This is a genomic window from Citrobacter sp. Ct235 (assembly GCF_030332305.1).
Classification (GTDB): Bacteria; Pseudomonadota; Gammaproteobacteria; order Enterobacterales; family Enterobacteriaceae; genus Citrobacter_A; species Citrobacter_A telavivensis.
This window is the reverse complement of record NZ_JAOWIC010000045.1, coordinates 244,649-265,527: the sequence shown is the minus strand read 5'-3', so window position 1 is coordinate 265,527 and position 20,879 is coordinate 244,649. Positions and strand designations below refer to the sequence as shown.

19 protein-coding genes and 1 pseudogene are annotated in these 20,879 nt (G+C 53.0%); 8 read left to right on the top strand and 12 right to left on the bottom strand.

Features of this window, described 5'->3' with window-relative positions:
* Positions 1 to 62: 62 nt before the first annotated feature.
* The gene (gene iclR / locus OGY35_RS13110) at positions 63 to 887 is read right to left on the bottom strand and encodes a glyoxylate bypass operon transcriptional repressor IclR (RefSeq protein ID WP_286632474.1); all 825 of its coding nucleotides are present in this window, start codon (positions 885 to 887) and stop codon (positions 63 to 65) included.
* A gap of 193 nt (positions 888 to 1,080) precedes the next feature.
* Here iclR and metH point away from each other — a divergent pair, with 193 nt between their 5' ends.
* Positions 1,081 to 4,764: a methionine synthase gene (gene metH, locus OGY35_RS13105; protein ID WP_286632473.1), complete on the top strand. Its 3,684-nt coding sequence runs from the start codon at positions 1,081 to 1,083 to the stop codon at positions 4,762 to 4,764.
* A gap of 130 nt (positions 4,765 to 4,894) precedes the next feature.
* Positions 4,895 to 5,296, top strand: a complete 402-nt coding sequence (locus OGY35_RS13100; protein WP_286632472.1) for a hypothetical protein — start codon at positions 4,895 to 4,897, stop codon at positions 5,294 to 5,296.
* 129 nt (positions 5,297 to 5,425) lie between these two features.
* Here OGY35_RS13100 and OGY35_RS24585 read toward each other — a convergent pair.
* Positions 5,426 to 5,506, bottom strand: a pseudogene (locus OGY35_RS24585) (hypothetical protein); the annotation flags it as partial.
* Positions 5,507 to 5,563: 57 nt separating this feature from the next.
* On the opposite strand from OGY35_RS24585, the gene OGY35_RS13095 reads away from it, so the two are divergent.
* Positions 5,564 to 7,195, top strand: coding sequence for a Na/Pi cotransporter family protein (locus OGY35_RS13095; RefSeq protein WP_152401361.1), 1,632 nt, complete (start codon positions 5,564 to 5,566; stop codon positions 7,193 to 7,195).
* A gap of 98 nt (positions 7,196 to 7,293) precedes the next feature.
* Here OGY35_RS13095 and pepE read toward each other — a convergent pair whose 3' ends face one another.
* Positions 7,294 to 7,983 (bottom strand): dipeptidase PepE, encoded by a 690-nt coding sequence (gene pepE, locus OGY35_RS13090; RefSeq protein ID WP_286632480.1) that lies wholly within the window; start codon positions 7,981 to 7,983, stop codon positions 7,294 to 7,296.
* 925 nt (positions 7,984 to 8,908) lie between these two features.
* On the opposite strand from pepE, the gene OGY35_RS13085 reads away from it, so the two are divergent.
* Both OGY35_RS13085 and OGY35_RS13080 read left to right on the top strand, forming a co-directional pair.
* Positions 8,909 to 9,454, top strand: coding sequence for a hypothetical protein (locus OGY35_RS13085; protein WP_286632471.1), 546 nt, complete (start codon positions 8,909 to 8,911; stop codon positions 9,452 to 9,454).
* Positions 9,455 to 9,563: 109 nt separating this feature from the next.
* The gene (locus tag OGY35_RS13080) at positions 9,564 to 12,404 is read left to right on the top strand and encodes an autotransporter outer membrane beta-barrel domain-containing protein (protein WP_286632470.1); all 2,841 of its coding nucleotides are present in this window, start codon (positions 9,564 to 9,566) and stop codon (positions 12,402 to 12,404) included.
* 112 nt (positions 12,405 to 12,516) lie between these two features.
* Here OGY35_RS13080 and OGY35_RS13075 read toward each other — a convergent pair whose 3' ends face one another.
* Both OGY35_RS13075 and OGY35_RS13070 read right to left on the bottom strand, forming a co-directional pair.
* Positions 12,517 to 12,786, bottom strand: coding sequence for a hypothetical protein (locus OGY35_RS13075; RefSeq protein ID WP_178825072.1), 270 nt, complete (start codon positions 12,784 to 12,786; stop codon positions 12,517 to 12,519).
* A gap of 117 nt (positions 12,787 to 12,903) precedes the next feature.
* A complete protein-coding gene (locus tag OGY35_RS13070) occupies positions 12,904 to 13,812 on the bottom strand; it encodes an SDR family oxidoreductase (protein WP_286632469.1) in 909 nt (302 codons plus the stop codon).
* 376 nt (positions 13,813 to 14,188) lie between these two features.
* On the opposite strand from OGY35_RS13070, the gene OGY35_RS13065 reads away from it, so the two are divergent.
* Together OGY35_RS13065 and OGY35_RS13060 are read left to right on the top strand one after the other, a co-directional pair.
* Positions 14,189 to 14,374 carry a con-10 family general stress protein gene (locus OGY35_RS13065; protein ID WP_178825068.1) on the top strand — a complete coding sequence of 62 codons (186 nt, stop codon included), beginning with the start codon at positions 14,189 to 14,191 and terminating at the stop codon, positions 14,372 to 14,374.
* Between the two features lie 90 nt (positions 14,375 to 14,464).
* A complete protein-coding gene (locus OGY35_RS13060) occupies positions 14,465 to 14,962 on the top strand; it encodes a YciE/YciF ferroxidase family protein (RefSeq protein ID WP_286632468.1) in 498 nt (165 codons plus the stop codon).
* Positions 14,963 to 15,022: 60 nt separating this feature from the next.
* Here OGY35_RS13060 and OGY35_RS13055 read toward each other — a convergent pair whose 3' ends face one another.
* The 3 genes from OGY35_RS13055 to OGY35_RS13045 are packed head-to-tail and all read right to left on the bottom strand — an operon-like array spanning position 15,023 to position 16,511.
* A complete protein-coding gene (locus OGY35_RS13055) occupies positions 15,023 to 15,541 on the bottom strand; it encodes a 2-oxo-tetronate isomerase (protein ID WP_286632479.1) in 519 nt (172 codons plus the stop codon).
* Positions 15,542 to 15,551: 10 nt separating this feature from the next.
* Positions 15,552 to 15,998, bottom strand: a complete 447-nt coding sequence (locus OGY35_RS13050) for a DUF421 domain-containing protein (RefSeq protein ID WP_178826161.1) — start codon at positions 15,996 to 15,998, stop codon at positions 15,552 to 15,554.
* A gap of 9 nt (positions 15,999 to 16,007) precedes the next feature.
* Positions 16,008 to 16,511 (bottom strand): hypothetical protein, encoded by a 504-nt coding sequence (locus OGY35_RS13045; RefSeq protein WP_286632467.1) that lies wholly within the window; start codon positions 16,509 to 16,511, stop codon positions 16,008 to 16,010.
* 141 nt (positions 16,512 to 16,652) lie between these two features.
* On the opposite strand from OGY35_RS13045, the gene OGY35_RS13040 reads away from it, so the two are divergent.
* Positions 16,653 to 17,045: a YdeI family stress tolerance OB fold protein gene (locus OGY35_RS13040; RefSeq protein WP_286632466.1), complete on the top strand. Its 393-nt coding sequence runs from the start codon at positions 16,653 to 16,655 to the stop codon at positions 17,043 to 17,045.
* Positions 17,046 to 17,124: 79 nt separating this feature from the next.
* Here OGY35_RS13040 and OGY35_RS13035 read toward each other — a convergent pair whose 3' ends face one another.
* From OGY35_RS13035 to OGY35_RS13020, 4 genes are read right to left on the bottom strand one after another with little or no spacing between them, the layout of a single operon-like run.
* Positions 17,125 to 17,937 (bottom strand): shikimate 5-dehydrogenase, encoded by an 813-nt coding sequence (locus tag OGY35_RS13035; RefSeq protein WP_286632465.1) that lies wholly within the window; start codon positions 17,935 to 17,937, stop codon positions 17,125 to 17,127.
* A 1-nt stretch (position 17,938) separates the two neighbouring features.
* On the bottom strand, positions 17,939 to 19,159 hold the full coding sequence (gene sorE / locus OGY35_RS13030; protein ID WP_286632464.1) for an L-sorbose 1-phosphate reductase: 1,221 nt from the start codon (positions 19,157 to 19,159) through the stop codon (positions 17,939 to 17,941).
* 53 nt (positions 19,160 to 19,212) lie between these two features.
* Complete coding sequence (locus OGY35_RS13025) at positions 19,213 to 20,037, bottom strand: PTS system mannose/fructose/sorbose family transporter subunit IID (RefSeq protein ID WP_046493831.1); 825 nt, start codon at positions 20,035 to 20,037, stop codon at positions 19,213 to 19,215.
* 11 nt (positions 20,038 to 20,048) lie between these two features.
* On the bottom strand, positions 20,049 to 20,846 hold the full coding sequence (locus OGY35_RS13020) for a PTS mannose/fructose/sorbose transporter subunit IIC (protein WP_152401372.1): 798 nt from the start codon (positions 20,844 to 20,846) through the stop codon (positions 20,049 to 20,051).
* Positions 20,847 to 20,879: the final 33 nt, after the last annotated feature.

The following is a 20,879-nucleotide window of genomic DNA, read 5'->3' as shown; positions in this document are numbered from 1 at the left end:
GATCTGCCTGATGGCGCTATGCTTATCAGGCCTACTGATAATGCCTCTCAGGGGGATTTTGCTTACCGGATCCCGCCGTACGCCAGCGTGACTTCTTTCGCCGCCTTGATCACCATCGCGCCAAACTCGGTAACGCGGTCGTCGGTGATGCGCGAAATCGGGCCGGAGATAGAGATCGCCGCGAACGGCTCGCGATGCTCGTCAAAAATGCACGACGCCACGCAGCGCAAACCGAGTGCATGCTCCTCATCATCAAAGGAATAACCGCGCTTGCGGGTCTGGGCGAGGTCGTCCTTCAGATGAACCGGGGAGACCAGCGTCGCGTGGGTGTACGCATGCAGCCCTTTGCGGTGCAGCAACTGGGTTACCTGTTCTTCACTCAGCTGCGCTAAAAACGCTTTGCCTGCGCCAGAGGCGTGCATCGGCAGCTTACCGCCAATCGGTGCAGACATGCGCATCAGTTGGGTACACTGCACCTGGTCAATGATAATCGCCTGATGGTCACTCTGATCCAACACCGCCAGATTTACCGTTTCACCGGAATCCTCCATCAGTTTGCGCAGAATCGGATGGACGATTGCCAGCAGATTGCGGCTCTGTAAAAAGCTGCTGCCGACGATGAACGCGTGCGCGCCTATCGCCCAGTGCCCAAGATCGCCCACCTGACGCACAAAGCCCTGCTGCTGCATGGTGGTGAGTAAACGGTGAGTGGTGGAGTTTGGCAAACCAGCCTGCTGTGCCAGTTCGGTCAACGCCACGCTGCCGTTGGATTCCGCGATCCATTCCAGTAGTTTCAGGCCACGGGTCAGCGACTGAACCTGTCCGGCAGCGGGGGCGGCTGTCGCAGCGGGTTTTCTGCCGCGTTTGGCGGGAACGGGTGCAACCATAGCGGACTCCTTTTCTGTATCGTGGAAATCATTTTCGTTTTATTCAATTATAATGCAAGAAGTCTTGTACTGATCGGATGAGTGAAGCTGAACATGTCTCATGTTGCCCGTTGTTGGCTTTTCCGTCAGCCCTGTTTATGCCACTATGTTTTGTTGACTTTTTCGGTCTGGTTGAGCGTTGTCGGGAGCAAGTGTGAGCAGCAAAGTTGAACAACTGCGTGCGCAGTTAAATGAACGTATTCTGGTGCTGGACGGCGGCATGGGTACGATGATCCAGAGCTACCGTCTGAGTGAAGAGGATTTCCGTGGTGAACGCTTTGCCGACTGGCCGTGCGACCTGAAAGGTAATAATGACCTGCTGGTGCTTAGCAAGCCAGAGGTGATTGCTGCCATACACAACGCGTATTTTGACGCGGGCGCGGACATCATTGAAACCAACACCTTCAACTCCACTCCTATCGCAATGGCGGATTACCAGATGGAATCCCTGTCGGCGGAGATCAACTTTGCCGCCGCGAAACTGGCGCGCGCCTGTGCTGATGAGTGGACCGCACGCACCCCGGAAAAACCACGCTATGTTGCGGGCGTTCTCGGCCCAACCAACCGGACCGCGTCGATCTCGCCGGATGTGAATGATCCGGCATTCCGTAATATCACCTTTGACCAGTTGGTGGCCGCTTACCGCGAATCCACCAAAGCGCTGGTGGAAGGCGGCAGTGATCTGATTTTAATTGAAACCGTCTTTGATACGCTGAACGCGAAAGCGGCGATTTTCGCCGTTAAAGAGGAGCTGGAGGCGCTGGGCGTCGACCTGCCGATCATGATTTCCGGCACCATCACCGATGCTTCAGGCCGTACGCTTTCCGGTCAGACAACGGAGGCGTTTTATAACTCCCTGCGCCATGCCGAGCCTCTTACCTTCGGTCTCAACTGTGCGCTGGGACCGGACGAACTGCGCCAGTATGTGCAAGAGCTTTCACGTATTGCCGAATGCTACGTGACGGCGCACCCGAACGCCGGGTTGCCCAACGCTTTCGGTGAATACGATCTGGACGCCGATACGATGGCGGGTCAGATCCGCGAGTGGGCCGAAGCGGGTTTCCTGAACATCGTTGGCGGCTGCTGCGGTACCACTCCGGAACACATTGCGGCGATGAGCCGCGCCGTCGAGGGATTGGCGCCACGTCAGTTGCCGGAGATCCCCGTCGCCTGCCGCCTGTCCGGTCTCGAGCCGCTGAATATTGGCGACGACAGCCTGTTTGTGAACGTCGGTGAACGTACCAACGTCACCGGTTCCGCCAAATTTAAGCGCCTGATCAAAGAAGAAAAATACAACGAAGCGCTGGATGTTGCCCGTCAGCAGGTCGAAAGCGGTGCGCAGATTATCGATATCAACATGGATGAGGGGATGCTCGACGCCGAAGCGGCGATGGTGCGCTTCCTCAACCTGATTGCCGGTGAGCCGGATATTGCTCGTGTGCCGATCATGATTGACTCCTCAAAATGGGAAGTCATCGAGAAAGGGCTGAAGTGCATTCAGGGGAAAGGCATCGTTAACTCTATCTCCATGAAAGAGGGGGTTGAGATCTTCACCCACCACGCGAAGCTGCTGCGTCGCTACGGTGCGGCGGTAGTGGTGATGGCCTTTGATGAACAGGGCCAGGCGGATACCCGCGCGCGTAAAATCGAGATTTGCCGCCGTGCGTACAAGATTCTCACCGAAGAAGTGGGCTTCCCGCCGGAAGACATTATTTTCGACCCGAATATTTTCGCGGTAGCGACCGGGATTGAAGAGCACAACAACTACGCGCAGGACTTTATCGGCGCGTGTGAAGACATCAAACGCGAGCTACCGCATGCGCTGATCTCTGGCGGCGTGTCCAACGTTTCGTTCTCGTTCCGCGGTAACGACCCGGTACGTGAAGCCATTCACGCGGTGTTCCTTTACTACGCCATTCGCAACGGTATGGACATGGGGATTGTGAACGCCGGACAGTTGGCGATTTACGACGATTTGCCGGCTGACCTGCGCGACGCGGTCGAGGACGTGATCCTCAACCGTCGTGATGACGGCACTGAGCGACTGCTGGAACTGGCGGAGAAATACCGTGGCAGCAAGAGCGATGAGACGGCCAACGCCCAACTGGCGGAATGGCGCACCTGGGAAGTGAAAAAACGCCTCGAATACTCGCTGGTTAAAGGCATCACCGAATTTATTGAGCAGGACACCGAAGAGGCGCGTCAGCAGGCCGCCCGTCCGATTGAAGTGATTGAAGGGCCGCTGATGGACGGTATGAACGTCGTCGGCGACCTGTTTGGCGAGGGCAAGATGTTCCTGCCGCAGGTGGTGAAATCCGCTCGCGTAATGAAACAGGCGGTGGCGTATCTCGAACCGTTTATCGAAGCCAGCAAAGAGAAAGGCTCCAGCAACGGTAAAATGGTGATCGCCACCGTGAAGGGCGACGTTCACGATATCGGTAAGAACATTGTTGGCGTGGTCCTGCAATGTAACAACTACGAGATCGTCGATCTTGGCGTGATGGTGCCGGCAGAGAAGATCCTCAGAACCGCGAAAGAGGTGAATGCCGATCTGATCGGCCTTTCCGGGCTGATTACCCCGTCGCTGGACGAAATGGTCAACGTGGCGAAAGAGATGGAGCGTCAGGGTTTCACCATTCCGCTGCTGATTGGCGGGGCGACGACCTCGAAAGCGCATACGGCGGTGAAAATCGAGCAGAACTACAGTGGCCCCACGGTTTACGTGCAGAACGCCTCGCGCACCGTCGGCGTGGTCGCCGCGCTGCTTTCCGATACCCAGCGCGATGACTTTGTCGCCCGTACCCGCAAAGAGTATGAAACCGTGCGTATCCAGCATGGGCGTAAGAAACCGCGTACGCCGCCGGTGACACTGGCGGCCGCGCGTGAAAACGATCTGGCGTTTGACTGGGAAAACTATACTCCGCCGGTGGCGCATCGTCTGGGCGTGCAGGAGGTCGAAGCCAGCATCGAAACGCTGCGTAACTACATCGACTGGACCCCGTTCTTTATGACTTGGTCGCTGGCCGGGAAATATCCGCGCATTCTGGAAGATGAAGTGGTCGGCGTTGAGGCGAAGCGCCTGTTTAACGATGCTAACGACATGCTGGATAAACTGAGCGCGGAGAAGGCGCTGAATCCGCGCGGCGTGGTGGGGCTGTTTCCGGCAAACCGTGTGGGCGATGACATTGAAATCTATCGCGATGAAACGCGTACTCACGTGCTGACGGTCAGTCATCATCTGCGTCAGCAGACCGAAAAAGTGGGCTTTGCCAACTACTGCCTGTCTGATTTCGTGGCGCCGAAGCTGTCCAGTAAAGCGGACTACATCGGTGCCTTTGCGGTGACGGGAGGTCTGGAGGAAGACGCGCTGGCTGATGCGTTTGAAGCGCAGCACGATGATTACAACAAGATCATGGTGAAAGCGCTTGCCGACCGTCTGGCGGAAGCCTTCGCGGAATACCTGCATGAGCGCGTGCGTAAGGTCTACTGGGGCTATGCGGCCAACGAGAACCTCAGTAACGAGGAGTTGATTCGCGAAAACTACCAGGGGATTCGTCCGGCTCCAGGGTATCCGGCCTGTCCGGAGCACACCGAGAAAGGCACCATCTGGCAGTTGCTGGATGTGGAAAAACACACCGGCATGAAGCTCACCGAATCCTTCGCCATGTGGCCTGGCGCATCGGTCTCCGGCTGGTACTTCAGTCATCCGGACAGCAAGTACTACGCGGTCGCGCAGATTCAGCGCGATCAGGTAGAAGACTATGCTTTCCGTAAAGGGATGAGCGTCTCTGAGGTTGAACGCTGGCTGGCCCCTAACCTGGGCTATGACGCCGACTGATCGGTCCGGGCGTTTCCCGTCAGCGTCAGCCGTTCAGCGGCGCTGGTGGGAAACGTAATGGCAACGGAGGCCATGTAACATGTTTAGCCTGTTCAAAACCCGAAATAAAATTCTCTTATTCTGGGGGCTGATGGATCTGCTGGCGCTGGGCGCATATTTCTGGCTGTCCACGCGTCAGGGCAACGTACCCTTTTATTCGGATGTGGCTAATTTCACCCACACCTTTTCCGCTTTTGGGGCGAGTGAAGGACCCGGCGCAGCGATCCAGATCGTCTTCTTCGTTGGCCTGTTAATGAAGATTTCGCTCGTCTACACCGCATATTTGTTTCTGTTTAAAGATAGATTGAATTATATCCTGCTGGGCATTCAGGAGGTTTTACGCTTTGCGTCACTGACCTGCTCGGTCTCACTGTTTCCCCTGTTTTTCTCGCTCATCGGCAGCCATTCGGAAGCGTTGGCGCTGTCCGGATTTCTGTTATCCGAATGCGGCAAAGTGGGGTCGCTATGGTGGTATCACAGACGTTCGGCATGACGTGAGCGGGGAAATCCCGACAGGATGTCACGAAACTGTCATCTTTCCTTACAACTAACAGGGTGCTCACCGGGCACCCTGTCTCTTTCTTGCGTTTAAACCCTTATACTGGAAGAAGGCTCATGAACGTTACTTGCCGGATGGCGGCGTATGCGCCTTATCCGGCTTACCGGGCTTATTTGTAGGCCTGATAAGCGCAGCGTCATCAGGCATGATGCTGGCGCCATGAGTCCCGGGAACCTATAACAATAAGGAGTACCTGATTCCGTGTTAACTTTGCTCCACCTGCTTTCTGCTGTCGCCCTGCTGGTCTGGGGTACCCATATTGTTCGTACTGGCGTCATGCGGGTGTTTGGCGCTCGCCTGCGTACCGTTCTGAGCCGTAGCGTTGAAAAGAAACCGCTCGCCTTCTGCGCGGGGATTGGCGTCACTGCGCTGGTACAAAGCAGTAACGCCACCACCATGCTGGTGACCTCGTTTGTCGCCCAGGATCTTGTCGCGCTGACGCCTGCGCTGGTGATTGTGCTCGGCGCTGACGTGGGGACCGCGCTGATGGCGCGTATTCTCACCTTCGATTTATCATGGCTGTCGCCGCTGCTGATTTTTATCGGCGTGATCTTCTTCCTCGGGCGTAAACAATCACGCGCCGGGCAACTGGGGCGGGTGGGTATCGGCCTTGGCCTGATCCTGCTGGCGCTGGAGCTGATTGTCCAGGCCGTCACGCCCATGACGCAGGCCAACGGCGTGCAGGTGATTTTCGCCTCGCTGACCGGCGATATCATGCTGGATGCGCTAATTGGCGCGATGTTCGCGATAATCAGTTACTCCAGCCTGGCGGCGGTACTGCTAACGGCCACCCTGACGGCGGCGGGGATCATCTCCTTCCCTGTGGCGCTGTGTCTGGTGATTGGCGCCAACCTTGGCTCCGGCCTGCTGGCGATGCTCAACAACAGCGCGGCCAATGCCGCTGCTCGCCGCGTCGCGCTCGGCAGTCTGCTGTTCAAGCTGGTGGGCAGCCTGATTATTCTGCCGTTTGTACACCCACTGGCGAATCTGATGGATGAATTGCCGCTGCCGAAATCCGAGCTGGTGATCTATTTCCACGTCTTCTACAACCTGGTGCGCTGCCTGGCGATGATTCCTTTTGCCGAGCCGATGGCGCGCTTCTGTAAGCGCATCATCCGCGACGAGCCGGAACTGGATGCACATCTCAAGCCGAAGCACCTGGACGTTAGCGCGCTGGATACGCCGACCCTTGCTCTGGCCAATGCCGCCCGTGAAGCGCTGCGTATCGGCGATGCGATGGAACAGATGATGGAAGGGCTGAAAAGGGTGATGCACGGCGAGCCGCGTGAAGAGAAAGAGCTGCGCAAAATGGCGGATGACATTAACGTGCTCTACACCGCCATTAAGCTCTACCTGGCGCGAATGCCGAAAGAGGAACTGGCGGAGGAGGAGTCGCGCCGCTGGGCGGAGATTATCGAGATGTCGCTCAACCTTGAACAGGCGTCGGATATTGTGGAGCGCATGGGCAGTGAAATTGCCGACAAGTCGCTGGCGGCGCGTCGGGCGTTTTCGATTGAGGGGTTAAAAGAGCTGGATGCGCTCTATGACCAACTGCTCAGCAATCTGCAACTGGCGATGTCGGTGTTCTTCTCCGGCGACGTGACCAGCGCCCGCCGGTTGCGCCGTAGCAAACATCGTTTCCGGATCCTGAACCGTCGTTACTCGCATGCGCACGTAGACCGTCTGCATCAGCAAAACGTACAAAGCATTGAGACCAGTTCCCTGCACCTGGGGTTACTGGGCGATATGCAGCGTCTGAACTCGCTGTTCTGTTCTGTGGCCTACAGCGTGCTGGAACAGCCGGACGAAGACGATGAGCGGGATGATTACTAACCGGCGGTAATGCCGAATGGCGCAGCGTTTATCCGGCCTACAATGAGCGCAATCTGTAGGCCGGATAAGGCGTTTACACCGCCATCCGGCAACGTCGGTTAAAAGCAGTGACCAGCTTCAATGGCAACCGCATCTTTACCGGCTTCGAACACGTACGTGGTGTTCGGGCCGCCAAGCACCGCCTGGCCTTTGCTCACTTTAATCCAGTTCCCTTCCGGCAGACCGATCACCGTCAGTTCTGGCGCGACAACCAGTAGCTCGCGAATACGCTGTTCACGCGTTTCGCCTTTATGACCTTCCGGCAGCGCGTTGGTGAAATGCGGGTTAATCTGTAGCGGGAACAGGCCCAGCGCATCGAAACCTTTTGGATCGACAATCGGCATGTCGTTGGTGGTGCGGATGGTCTGGCAGGCGAGGTTCGCACCCGCGCTCCAGCCGATGTACAGCGCACCGCGTTTTACCACGTCAACCATCGGCGCCAGCAATCCGCGTTCGCGGCTCTCTTTCAGCAACTGGAAGGTATTCCCTCCGCCGACGATCACCACTTCCGCATTTTCAATTGCCGCCAGCGGATCGGCGACGCTGTGAATGCCCACCACCTTGACGCCCATGGGGGCGAAAATCGCTGCCGTTTTTTCCGTGTACTCATCCCAGGTCTGGGTCACGCCTGCGAAGGGAATAAACACCGCCGAGCGGCGACCGTTCAACTGTTCCGCAATCAGCGGCAGCGCGTGTTCCATCCAGTCTTTACCTGGCAACGTCGAGTTACTCAATAAAAGCAGTTCCATCATTTCTCCGTAAAATCAGAAAATTACAAAACGCGATAATGTACCACTGACAGTGTAGCGTCTTACTGACATGGCTCACGATGTTGGAAGGGGATTGTGGAAAGGCAAAGCCATGTTTTAACGGTGCGCCCGGTTCCTGGCGCATTCATCAGCACTGACCGGTATTCACTGTCGGACGATTTTCTCGCTAATTTGCGATGAAACAGGCGCGACAGACGCATTAAACAGCGCGAGATATTTCCAATATTTAAGTTTGAAAATGATAACTATTTTTAATACGGTAAATGCAGAATAGCGTTTAGCGGTTTTATATTTATTATTGCTGATGTTTTTTATTCAATATTCCTGAAGGTTAAAAGGGATTCTTATTTTAAAATTTAGAAAGTGTTCTATTTAATAAGACAGTCAAAATGCGGCTCTGTCATAGCGTTAACCAGGAACAGACGGGCATTAAGTGGAAAAGGCATACGGCGCTCGCTCGCCCTCTGAAGCCTCGAACCCGGTGTCTGAAGGGGAGGTATCGTCTGGATGGGGCCATGCAAGCAATTTTCATATTTGTGTAACTAAATATTTCATATCGAATATATAATTTTACGTAACTAGCTGAAATATAGGAATTTTACCAAAAATTTAATTTTATGTATCTTTTTGTTTTACCTACAATCAGTAAGGTAAATTCCGAAAAAAAGATCGATTACAACGATCGATATTTCTCCAGTAATAGCCTTTGTCTATTGGTTTTGTTTTATCGATCAGGTTTGACAATCAATATTGCTCATGTACTATTCTGGTTGAATCAATATTATACCGACAGCAACAGAGTGGGCGTGCCGGACTATGTCAGAATAAATAATCTCGCCGGATAACAGACTCCCTACTGAGAATAAATGAACGGGCTGTCCTTGATATAGGGAGCATAATCTGTATGACAAAGGAATATGTAAAGAAGTGCCATATCGCCAGTTGGCCTGAAAATGATTTTTATTTTTCCAGGGGAATTTCCGTTCTGTCCAGGAAATTGATTAATTCTCATTCCGGCTCAGACTACCTGTTTATTCACCTTAATAGCTACACATTAAAGAGTTTCTTTCGATCATTCTCTCAATTGAGTAAGAGTGGTTATCAGCTGATCATTATTTCCAGCCAACGACTCATGCCACTGGCTTTTTTCTGGCACCTGAAATGCCAGGCTGTTAGCGCCATCTTTGAATCGCGTTGTTCTATTAACGATATCATCCGCGGTCTGGACACTGTCGCGACGGGGCGTCAAATCGTGTGGTCATTCCCGGGACCAGCCTGTCGGCTCTCCTCAAGAGATGTTTTGCTTCTGCGACATTATCTTGAAGGCGGAAGTATGAGTTATTTACAGGAGAAACATTGCCGCGCTTATTCCACCTTGCAAGGATGGAAAACCACTGTTGCTCGTAAATTCAAAGTAAAGAAACTCGAACATCTGCTTATTCCGAACTGAATAACACGCTCAAAAATCAGTTTTCTTTTCTTCGGCCGGCCCATGACACTTTCATAAGCCGCAGAGAAGTGCTCGTCAAATATGGACTTTATTAACTATGGATTTAGATATGAAACGCGTCTTTTACCATGCTTTTTTCCCTGCATTATGCTTAACGGCGTATCCGCTTGCGGCGGCAGAAACGCTCCCCACGCCTTATCCTCCCGTACAAACAACTACGATGCCGGGCGATCTGACGTCGAATCCGGACTATACCAATCACTGGGATTGGGTGAAAGAAACGTGGGAAAAAGGCTATTCCACTTTTTCCATCAAAGACAAAAAATATATTGCGAACCAGGAAATCGTCCTGCTTAACCCCGCATATTCCAAACAGGTCGTGACGTTATTAAATGAGTCGTACAGTTACAACAATACGTTAAACTCTGTTCAGCTTAATATCGGCGACGGTATTTATGATGCAGCGGGTTCTGAAGCGGTGAATACCACGGTTAAAGGCGAATACACCAATAGCAAAGGGAATATTGAAACGGGGGTTTTACAACTGAACAGTGGTGGTAAAGCCTTCCATACGCTGGTTGAAAATAACGGCGCCCTTACGCTGAATGGCGATTCCGAAGCCTATGACACCGTGGTGAAAACAGGCGGAAGACAGACTGTGGGGGGGCGTGGCTATGCCCAGGCGAACCTCATTGATGGCGGCACGCAGGTGCTTTCTGTCACCAGCACCGCGCTGGTTGAAGATACGATTGTGCAAAATGGCGGTCAGCAGATTATTTACAGCGGGACCGCGAAAAACTCGCATATTGGCGCGGGCAGCTATCAGCTTGCCAGCGGGCTGGCTCTGGACACATTCCTGTATAACGGCGCATTCCAGCAGGTTTATAGCGGAAAAGGCGCTGAATACGTCGCTGACCGGGATACCACGGTGTATGCGGGCGCGCGACAAACGATTACCTCCGGAATTTCAGAAAATGCGCAGGTTTATGGTACGCAGGTGATCACTGGCGTAGACGGTCAATGGAGTGGTGGAGACTGGATTTCCGACAGCAATTCAACAGTGCGCGTCAACGGACAACAGGCGAAGGACGCCACCATTCATGCGGGAGGGTTGCAACGAATTCAAACCGGTAATGCCGACGGGACGCAGGTCTACGGTACGCAACTGGTTAATGGTCAGAAAGGCGGTTGGTCCGGTGGAAACTGGGTTGAGCAGGAAGGCTGGACGGGCGGTATTCGCGCCAACGCGACCAATACAACCGTTCATGCCGGAGGCCTCCAGCAGCTCGCCTGGTACGGTGAAGCCAGTAACACGGTCATTGATGGCGGACGCCAGGAGGTGCTCGCGCGGGGACATATTTCGAACACAACGCTTCGCAATGGCGGGAGCAGCCTGATTGCCTATGGCGGTTATTCAACTGACGCGCTGACGGTAGAAGAGGGTTCGCTGACGATGGAAGGCGGAAGCGTACATGACTGGACAGGAAATCTGGGCAAGGGGGCCTGGGCTGCCGCCGTGGACTTACAAAGCCCCTCGTCGGTTCTCTACCTGAAACACAATGCTGACACCACCGAATCCGTCGCTACGATTAAAGCCTTAACGAACAATGGCGTGGTCAATTTTAGCGCGTCAGAGGGTCACACGGCGGGGCAGTTTAGCCGTCTGGAACTCACCACGCTTGAGGGTAACGGTACTTTCGTCATGAACACCAATTTATCCGGTGGCACAGGCGATTTTCTGAATGTTTCTGAATCTGTCAGCGGGCAATTTAATGTCACAGTGCAGGATTCAGGAAGTGAGTTACGTAGTCGCGCTGCTGCGCCTTACCATCTGATTTATGCGAACGGGAGTGTGGCCAATACGTTTGCGATGACAAACGGCAGCGTCGATCTTGGCGCATATAAGTACTATCTGGTGCACGGCGCTGACAGCGACAAAGACAACTGGTATCTGTCGCCACAAGCGAATACGCCAGAGCCAGGCCCCAACCCTGATCCAGGTCCAGGCCCTTCTCCGACTCCAGAACCAGAGGTAAAACCGGATTTATCAGAAAGCGCTAAAGCGGTAATTGCCATGGCGAATGTGACCCCCACCCTATGGGATGCTGAGCTGACAACGCTGCGGACACGCCTCGGTGAAATTCGTCAGATGCGTGACCATGAAAATGGCGTCTGGGGCAAATATATCAGTAGCCGCTACCGTGTATCCACAGAGCACGTAGGTTACCGTCAGGATGTGAATGGCGTGATGTTCGGTGGTGATACGCGTTTTGCGTTGGAAGATAGCGCATTCATTGTGGGCAGTATGACTTCTTATACGCGTGCAGATCTCGACGCATCCAGCACAAATGGTAAAGCTGACAGTTATGGCATCGGGCTGTATACGACCTGGTTACACAACAGCGGTTATTACGTTGATGGCGTATTGAAAGCTAACTATTTCCGCACTGAGAATAACCCTTACTTCAACGGCGGACGCACACATGCGAAAGATAATACCGTTGGCGGAGGCCTGTCTGTCGAAGCCGGGAAGCATATTGCGCTGGAGAGCTGGTTTGTAGAACCGTACATTCAGGCATCGTGGTTTATGGGGGACAGAACCCATTACAAACTCGACAGCGGCATGTCGGTTAAAGCGGATGCAACCCGGTCTCTGAAAGGGGAAACGGGGTTAACCTTCGGTAAGAATGTGGCGTTGGCGGATGGGACAATGGTGCAGCCTTACGCGAGACTGGCTGTTCGTCATGAGTTTATGAAGAACAATGATGTCGTTATTAACCACACCGAGAAGTTTACCAACGATCTGTCTGGCACAAGCGGTAAATACGGCCTGGGGATGACAGCAAAACTGAACGATCGGTGGTCCGCCTGGGGAGAGGTGAGCTACGAAAAAGGCCAACATATCGAGACGCCTTACAGTGGCCAACTGGGCATCCGCTACAGTTTCTGATTGCGCTGATTAATCGTTAATAAAAGCCCGCGCAGCAAACGCGGGCTTCATTATTTGAAAAAAACGTGTCGGTACCAGCATCCCCTTTAGAGAATCTCGTGCCCTGGTTGGATTAAGCTTTCTGTTCTGTCGTGGAGAGCAAGCCTAATATTCTTCGGGTCAGCTCTTCCTCGTAGCCCTCCCGAACAGGGTGGTTGAACCTGACAAGGGGAGCAGAACTTTTAGTTTGCTCATAAGATTTCTCAAGCAAGCCCGGTTCGCTACTCATGCTGCTTATCACCGTGGATAACACATTGATAGCCACCTGTGAGGCATGCAGGTCGAGGGTCAAATCATCAATGGCTTTCTCAAGGATTTCAACGCGTTCATTTAAGTCAGTCATTTGATCTCCTGGTGGTTGTTAAAGGACTGCATTAAAAGGGATACGTCACACCTCTGCCTAAGCAGGCTGTGCCTGCGTCAACTTTTCTCCTGAAAGAAATGAGCGGCAAATAACGGGTTATAACGTCCCGGTACCGCCGTCAGAACACCAGACCTGCCCGGAGGTATAGCTGTTCTCCGCAGAAGCCAGGGTGACATACAACGGCGCAATCTCAACGGGCTGACCAGGACGACCGAGCGGCGCATTGGCACCAAATTGCTCGATTTTCTCCTGTGGCTGACCTCCACAACACTGCAACGCTGTCCAGTAAGGACCGGGGGCAACGGCGTTTACCCGGATACCTTTCGACGCCAGTTGTTTTGCCAGCGATTTCGTAAAAGCCACGATCGCCGCCTTAGTCTGCGCATAGTCCAGCAGGATCTCACTGGGCTCATAGGCCTGCACCGAGGAGGTATTGATAATTACGCTACCCGTCTGGAGGTGGGGGATTGCCGCTTTTGTAATCCAGAACATGGCGTAGACATTCGTTTTAAAGGTGGCATCAAACGCCTCCGTGGTGAGGTTTTCGATCGACTCACAAAATTGCTGGCGCCCGGCGTTGTTAACCAGAATATCGAGCCCGCCTAAAGATTCTGCTGCCTGACTGACCAGCTGCCGGCAAAACGATTCATCGCGGATATCGCCAGGAAGCGCCACGGCTTGTCTTCCTGCTTGTTTAATCAGTGCGACGACCTCGCGAGCATCTTTTTCTTCATCGGGCAGATAATTGATTGCCACATCCGCCCCTTCGCGGGCATAAGCAATTGCCACTGCCCGGCCAATACCGGAATCCCCGCCGGTAATTAACACTTTCTTACCGGTAAGCCGACCGCTGCCCTGATAGCTTTCTTCACCATGATCCGGAAGTGGTTGCATTTTCCCGGCAAGCCCCGGAAAAGGTTGTTTTTGGTGTGGAAAAGGCGGAGCGGGAAAACGTGCTGAATTCGTTTTATTTGTTTCCGATTTCCCATTATATTTGTCAGCCATTCAGTTACCTCTCATTATTTTCTCATCAGAGCTATTAAGCGTAGAACAAAATTGACGAACTGTGTCTTAATGACTCGCTGCGGCTAAATTCTCTAAGGTCGAACGCGTGAATGATGAGATTTATCCTGATTTAATTACGAGGCTTTTAATTCTCTCTTATGTCAGTGCGTTAGTCTTACTTTATTGCAAAGTAAAATAAAGAATAAACGAGGCGGTGTTTTTCATAATCAGTTGAAAAATAACACAACCTGCTCAGACGGCAAGCAGGGATTTAATTTGACTAAACTCAGACAACCACTAACGTTAAGCACTGAACAACGATGGATACGAAATAAAATTTGTATCTGACTGACACAACCAATATATGAGATGATATATGGCAGAGCATCGTGGTGGTTCCGGTAATTTCGCTGAAGACCGAGATAAAGCATCTGAAGCGGGCCGAAAAGGTGGTCAGCATAGCGGTGGGAACTTTAAAAACGATCCGCAACGTGCATCTGAAGCCGGCAAGAAAGGTGGGCAGAACAGCCACAGTGGCGGTCGCAAATCTGATAATTCCTGAGGGTTAGCGTCAGGTTCATCTTTTAATTAAAAGAGTGTCCTGCGGGTCTGCTTAGGGCTCGCAGATATTTCTATCCACATAAGGTTTTTTATGAATATGAAAAGTATTGAAGATGTATTTATTCATCTTCTTTCAGACACCTACAGTGCTGAAAAACAATTAACCCGCGGACTGACGAAACTGGCAAGAGAAGCATCAAATGAAAAACTCAGTGCGGCTTTTACTGCACATCTTGATGAAACGCAGGGGCAAATAGAACGCATTGATCGGATAGTTGAGCAAGAACCGGCAATTAAAATTAAACGTATGAAATGTGTGGCGATGGAGGGATTAATTGAAGAAGCGAACGAAGTTATCGAGAGTACTGAAAAAAATGAAGTTCGCGACGCGGCGTTAATTGCAGCGGCGCAGAAAGTTGAACACTATGAGATTGCCAGCTATGGTACGTTAGTTACGCTTGCCGAACAGCTGGGGTATAAAAACGCGGTAAAACTTCTGGCGGAAACCCTGAATGAGGAAAAAGAAACCGACCTAAAATTAACGGATCTGGCGGTGAGTAATATCAATAAAAAGGCTGGGAATAAATAACCCTTTGACGACTCTCGTTTTGCTTTGTATCGGCAGAGCCGCACATTGACAGGATCCCTGTCAGTGGCTTTGCCAGTGAGAGACTTTTTCCGCTAAGACTGCCAGTCTGTAACAGACCGCCTTTTTGATGACGGTCTGGCATTCCCCGGAAAAACGTTCCCGCCGGGTAAATGTTTGCCCACGGAAATTCCATGCGAACCAGACCGTACCGGCAGGCGTGCCGTCGTCACCACCGTCCGGGCCAGCATAACCGCTAATGGCCATGCTGATATCCGTACCCGCGCGTACGCGTACGCCTTCTGCCATCTCCCTGACCGTCTGTTCACTCACGGCGGTATATTTTTCCAGTGTGCTGGCTTGTACGCCCAGCATTTTTTGTTTTGCGCTGTCGCTGAAGGTTACGACGCCAATATCATAAAATGCAGCGGTATCAGATTCGGCACAGAGCGCGGCAGCGAGATTGCCGCCCGTGCAGGATTCTGCTGTCGTTAAAGATAAGCCACGGTCAATAAAGATGTTGGCGATGTGTTTGGTTAACTCGCCTGTCGTTTTTGTTTCGCTATCTGCCGGTTTGCTCATCATCGTCCTCTTAATCATTATCAGGAATAACTGAAATATGGCCATTGCGTTCGAGTATGGCATATTTGATTTTTCCTGGCTCCGTAATACCCTGGTTTTGCCGGGCAGCGACTAAAATATCATCGAGCGAGATATCGACCTTTTTCATTTTCTCCATTAGCGGTACACCGTGCTCAAAAAGAATAACGGGAGAACCGTCAAGCACAGATTCAGCATTCTTTATCTTTTTTTTCATCAACCCAAATAGCATATCAACCACGACCAGTGTGACAATAGTAATCATTGAACCCGTGACGGAAAAATCATTGCCCAGTAATGCCTGTTGGGTGGCCTCGCTGATAATCAGTAGTAAAATCAGGTCGAAGCTGGTCATCTGTAATAATGCCCGGCGACCTGCAATTTTAAAGACGACCAGTAAAATAAGATAAATGGCTAACGCCCTGAGCACCATTTCCATACTGACCTCCTAGGGATAGATAAACTGCCTGAACTGAATCTCAGGTTCGTTGTTTAATTGAATCACATTCTTTACGTTACCAAATTTGATGGGAGTAACCTGTAACCAGATGGATAACTGATGCTCATTTTCTGTCGTGTTATAAACCAGATAGAGCGTTTCTCCTTCGCTATACATCGTGTCAGGTTGCGGCCAGATATGTTCTGTTTCAAAAAATGAATTAAATCCCCCGCCGATTCGGTAAGTGTTTTTTCCAGGGTGATTAAGTATGGCTGAAATTTTTAAAGGAAGCTGGGTTTGCAAACGTCCAAATCGTTCAAACTGTAATACCACATTCCTGGTGGTATTTCTGCTCATGGTCTCACTGAAATAACCACCAGAAAAAACGCCGAATAGTGCCAGGGTGATAATACAGAGTAAGGCAACGAACCCCCACATATGAAATTTCGCTTCGAAGTTCAGAAAACGCTGGCTCTCTTCAATTCCGGGTATTTTGGTGTTTTCTCTGGCCATCGCTTAACCTCGCCGTTTCGCTTGTATTTTGCCAGTCAAATGATTCTTAACGATATTGTCTTTTAAGACACTTCCCGTTTGCCAGATTAAGGAATAGCAACCAGACTTAATAAGTCAAGTGGACGATGAAATGAGGGCAATATGAAATTATCCGTTGCACCCTTGTTATGGTGTTTTTTTATTCCTGCGGTTTTTGCAGACGATAATGGTGGATTGAAAAAAGATACGGCACCGCCGCCGCCACATGCTCTGGATGACGGGTATCGTGGTACCGAAGATGCACGCATCATGACGGTCCAACAAGCCAAAACCATGCATGACGGCGCTACCATCTCGTTGCGCGGCAATCTTATTGATGATCAGGGTGGGGATAAATTTGTTTTCCGTGACAAAACCGGCAGTATCCATACCCTCATTCCGCTTTCTGTCTTCGATGGTCGCACCGTAAAACCCGATCAAATGATCGGTATCAACGGCAGTCTGGACACAAAAACGCAACCGCCAGTGGTACGCGTTGACCGAATTCAGAAGTAGTTTCAACTCCCCCCGCGCATCGAATTGCGTGAAGGTTGAGACAAAAAAGAGCGCTCATTGGCGCTCTTTTTACCCCTTCTTACCCGGCCCGGGCAAATTCCGCGGCTTCAACAATCAGCGCGTCATCCGGGCGCACGCCGGTGTACATCGCGAACTGCTCGACGGCCTGTAACGCAATCACTTCCGCGCCGCTGATGGTCTTTTTACCCAGCTTTTGCGCCAGCGTAATCACCGGGGTTTCCGGCGGCAGGGCGACGACATCGAACACCACGCTGGCGTTGGCGACCATTGGCTCGCTGTACGCCAGTTCATCGCTCTCTTTGCCACCGGCCATGCCAACGGGCGTGACGTTGACCAGAATGTCACAGGCAATGCCTTCCGGCAGCGGCTGCCACTGAAAGCCATACTGTTTTGCCAGCGCCGGACCGCTGTCCCGGTTGCGAGCGGCGACGATCACATCGCGAAAACCGGCGTCGCGAAAGGCGGCAATCACCGCTTTGCCCATCCCGCCGCTGCCGCGAATCATCACCCGCGCAGCGGTGTCGAGCTGGTGGCTGGCGATCAGGCTTTTTACCGCGATGTAGTCGGTGTTGTAGCCCGTCAGCCTGCCGTCGTCATTGACGATGGTATTGACGGAATCAATCACTTTCGCCGACGGATCGACGGCGTCAAGAAACGGCATGCAGCTCTCTTTGAACGGCATTGAGACCGCGCAGCCACGAATGCCTAACGCGCGAACCCCTTTCACCGCCGCTTCAATATCCTGGGTGGTGAATGCTTTGTAGATGAAATTTAAACCCAGCTTTTCATAGAGATAGTTATGAAAACGGGTCCCAAAGTTGCCGGGCCGACCGGCAAGCGACATGCACAACTGGGTGTCGCGGTTAATCATGTTAAATCTCCTCGGCATGCGACAGTAAATACTGTTCGGCTTCCTTAGACCAAATCCCGTGATGGCGTTCCAGAATAGCGCACAGCGCGGGATCGTCAATCTGGTTGAGGGCGGTTAACGGTAATGCTTTCCCGGTATAGACCAGCTTTTTACCGCCGCCCACTTTCGGCAATTCCAGCGTGGTCTCGCCTGCGGCATTCAGTCCAAGAATGTGTGTCACCACTTTGGCCGCCTGCACTTTCTTCTCTTCAATCAGTTTGACCGCCGCGCGCATGTCGTCAGTATTTCCGCCCGAGGTGCCCACATAGTGAGTGAAGGCGTAATGTACGTCGTAGAAGTTGATCGGCGCGCTGAACTGCTTATCCTGCGGGCCGGCAAAGAAGTTCATGCAGCCGTCGGGAGCGAGCAGAGAAGAGGCCAGGGTGACCAGCTGTTCGCTCGGCACGAAGACAAAAATATCATCAAAACCGTGGCCGCCACTCAGCGTCATCAGCGTGTCGTACGAGGCATCCTGCGCGTGCAGGTAGTGGATCAACGTTTGTGGTTCAGAAGGATAGTGTTTACGGGCATAGCTCAGCTTGTCGTCGTTGGTATCGGTCACCACCAGTAGCGCCGGGTTGACTGGGCCATGCAGCGCATAGTCGATTGCCAGCAGCCCCATCGGTCCCGTCCCGCCGAGGATCAGCGTGCGACCCTGCGGACGAATCCCCATGTTGTGGTTATAGCTGCCTTCCTGCAGGTGATAGTTTGCGTTGAACGCGCCGATCACGCAGGAGAGCGGCTCAACCAGCGATCCTTCAAAGTAGGTTTCGCCTTCGTAAGCCAGCAGGCAGTCCTGCTCCATCACCACATTGGGGATCACGACGTGCGTGGCTTCGCCACCCACCCACGGGAAGGAGTAGCCGGGGCAATCCGGGCGATCCGCCAGTTGCAGGTTCGCCTGGATCACATAGCGCTGGCCGGGCTGAAACTTGTGCTGCCACTTTTTCCCCACGGCGATAATATCGCCGCAGAACTCGTGGCCGATGATGATCGGGTGGGTTGCCACATCGTCTGGCACCTTTTTATGATCCTCACCCTGATTGGCCTCTTTCCAGGAGGAGAGGCACAGGCTGTCGGTGACCACGGTTGCCAGAATTTCATCGTCCTGCATCTCAGGAAGTTCAAACGTTTCCAGGCGCAGATCGCGTTTGCCATAAAGGCGCAGAGCTGTCGTTAACATATATTCCACCTCATGTTGAGCGAGAGCCCCGGCTTACCACCGGGGCGAAAAAATCAGGACAGGAAGCCCAGTGCGTTACCGATAATCCCCAGACCAAACAGGGCGAAGATCAGCCATACCGGGTTAATTTTTTTGTTGAGCAGACGTACCATCAGCATCGTCAGGCCCAGCGCCAGCAGGCCGGGGCAGAGCTGGTCGAGGATGTTCTGCACGGTCATCGTGACGGTGCCGCCGTCCGCGCCGGGGGTTTGCGATACCACCAGTGGCACGTTGATGCTGGTCCACTTGGTGACCAGCACCCCCATCACGAACAGGCCGAGAATCGATGCGCCTTCGGTCAGTTTTTGCAGCAGGTTGCCGCCCATGTCGCTGACGATGTTGACTCCTTTGTTGAAGCCAATTTGCAGGCCGTACCATTTCATCGCCAGACGGACCGCGTTGAAAATAAAGAAGAACAACAGCGGGCCGAGAACGTTGCCGGACAACGCCAGCGACGCGCCGAGCGCGGCGGTGATCGGTCGCAGCGTGCCCCAGACCAGCGGGTCGCCAACGCCCGCCAGCGGTCCCATCAGGCCAACTTTGATGCCGTTGATCGCGCCATCGTCAATTTCCGCCCCGTTCGCTCGCGCCTCTTCCATGGCGGCGGTCACGCCAATCACCGGACCGCACACTGCGGGCGTGGTGTTGAAGAACACCAGATGACGCTTGAGGGCTGCCACCTGATCTTCCTTCAGCGGATACAGGCGCTTGATGGCGGGGATCATGTCGTAGCAAAAGCCCAGCCCATGAATACGTTCAAAGTTGAAAGACGCCTGCTGCAGGTTGGAGCGGACAAACATGCTAAACAGGTCAGATTTGGTCAGTTTTTTCTGTTCCATGATGGGCTCCGTTAGTCATCAAGCTGGTCAAGGGCGGTGGTGGAGGCGGTCTGCGCCTGCGGTTCGGCTTTACGCCACTGCGGGTTTAACTGGATGTAGACCAGCGCAATAATCGCGCCGACGCCGCCAAAGGCCAGCAGGCTCAGGTCGAGGTAACCACCGGCGATAAAACCGAGGAAGAAGAAGGGCATCAGGTACTTCACGCCCATCATGCGCAGCACCATGGCGTAGCCGACCACCACGATAAAGCCACCGGCAATTTGCAGGCCGCGAGTGACGAATTCCGGGATGGCATTCAGCATATTGCTGACCATATCAGCACTGACAAACAGCGAGACAATCAACGCTGGGATGGCGACGCGTAGCGCCTGTACGCCCAATGCGGAGACGTGGAGGATGTCGATGGTGCGAAAACGCGCGTCTTCTGCGGCCTTATCCGCCGCATGCTGGAACACCACGGTGATAGTACGAGCGAAGACGGTCAGGACCTGGCCTGCCGCCGCCACTGGCAGCGCGATAGCGATACCGGTCGCGATGCTCTGCTGGCCGACGATCACCAGAATGGCGGAGATAATACTGGCGAGCGCGGAGTCCGGAGACTGCGCGGCGCCGACGTTCATCCAGCCAAGCGCGATCAGCTCCAGCGTCCCGCCGAGCATCACCCCGGTTTTTAAATCACCGAGGATCAGGCCAATAACCGTACAGGCAATGAGCGGGCGGTGGGTCTGAAATTCATCCAGCACGCTGCCCATCCCGGCAATACAGGAAAATATAAATATGGCGATAATTTGTAGGGTACTGATTTCCATAATGGGTCACCTTAAAGTGTGAACATCCCTGCC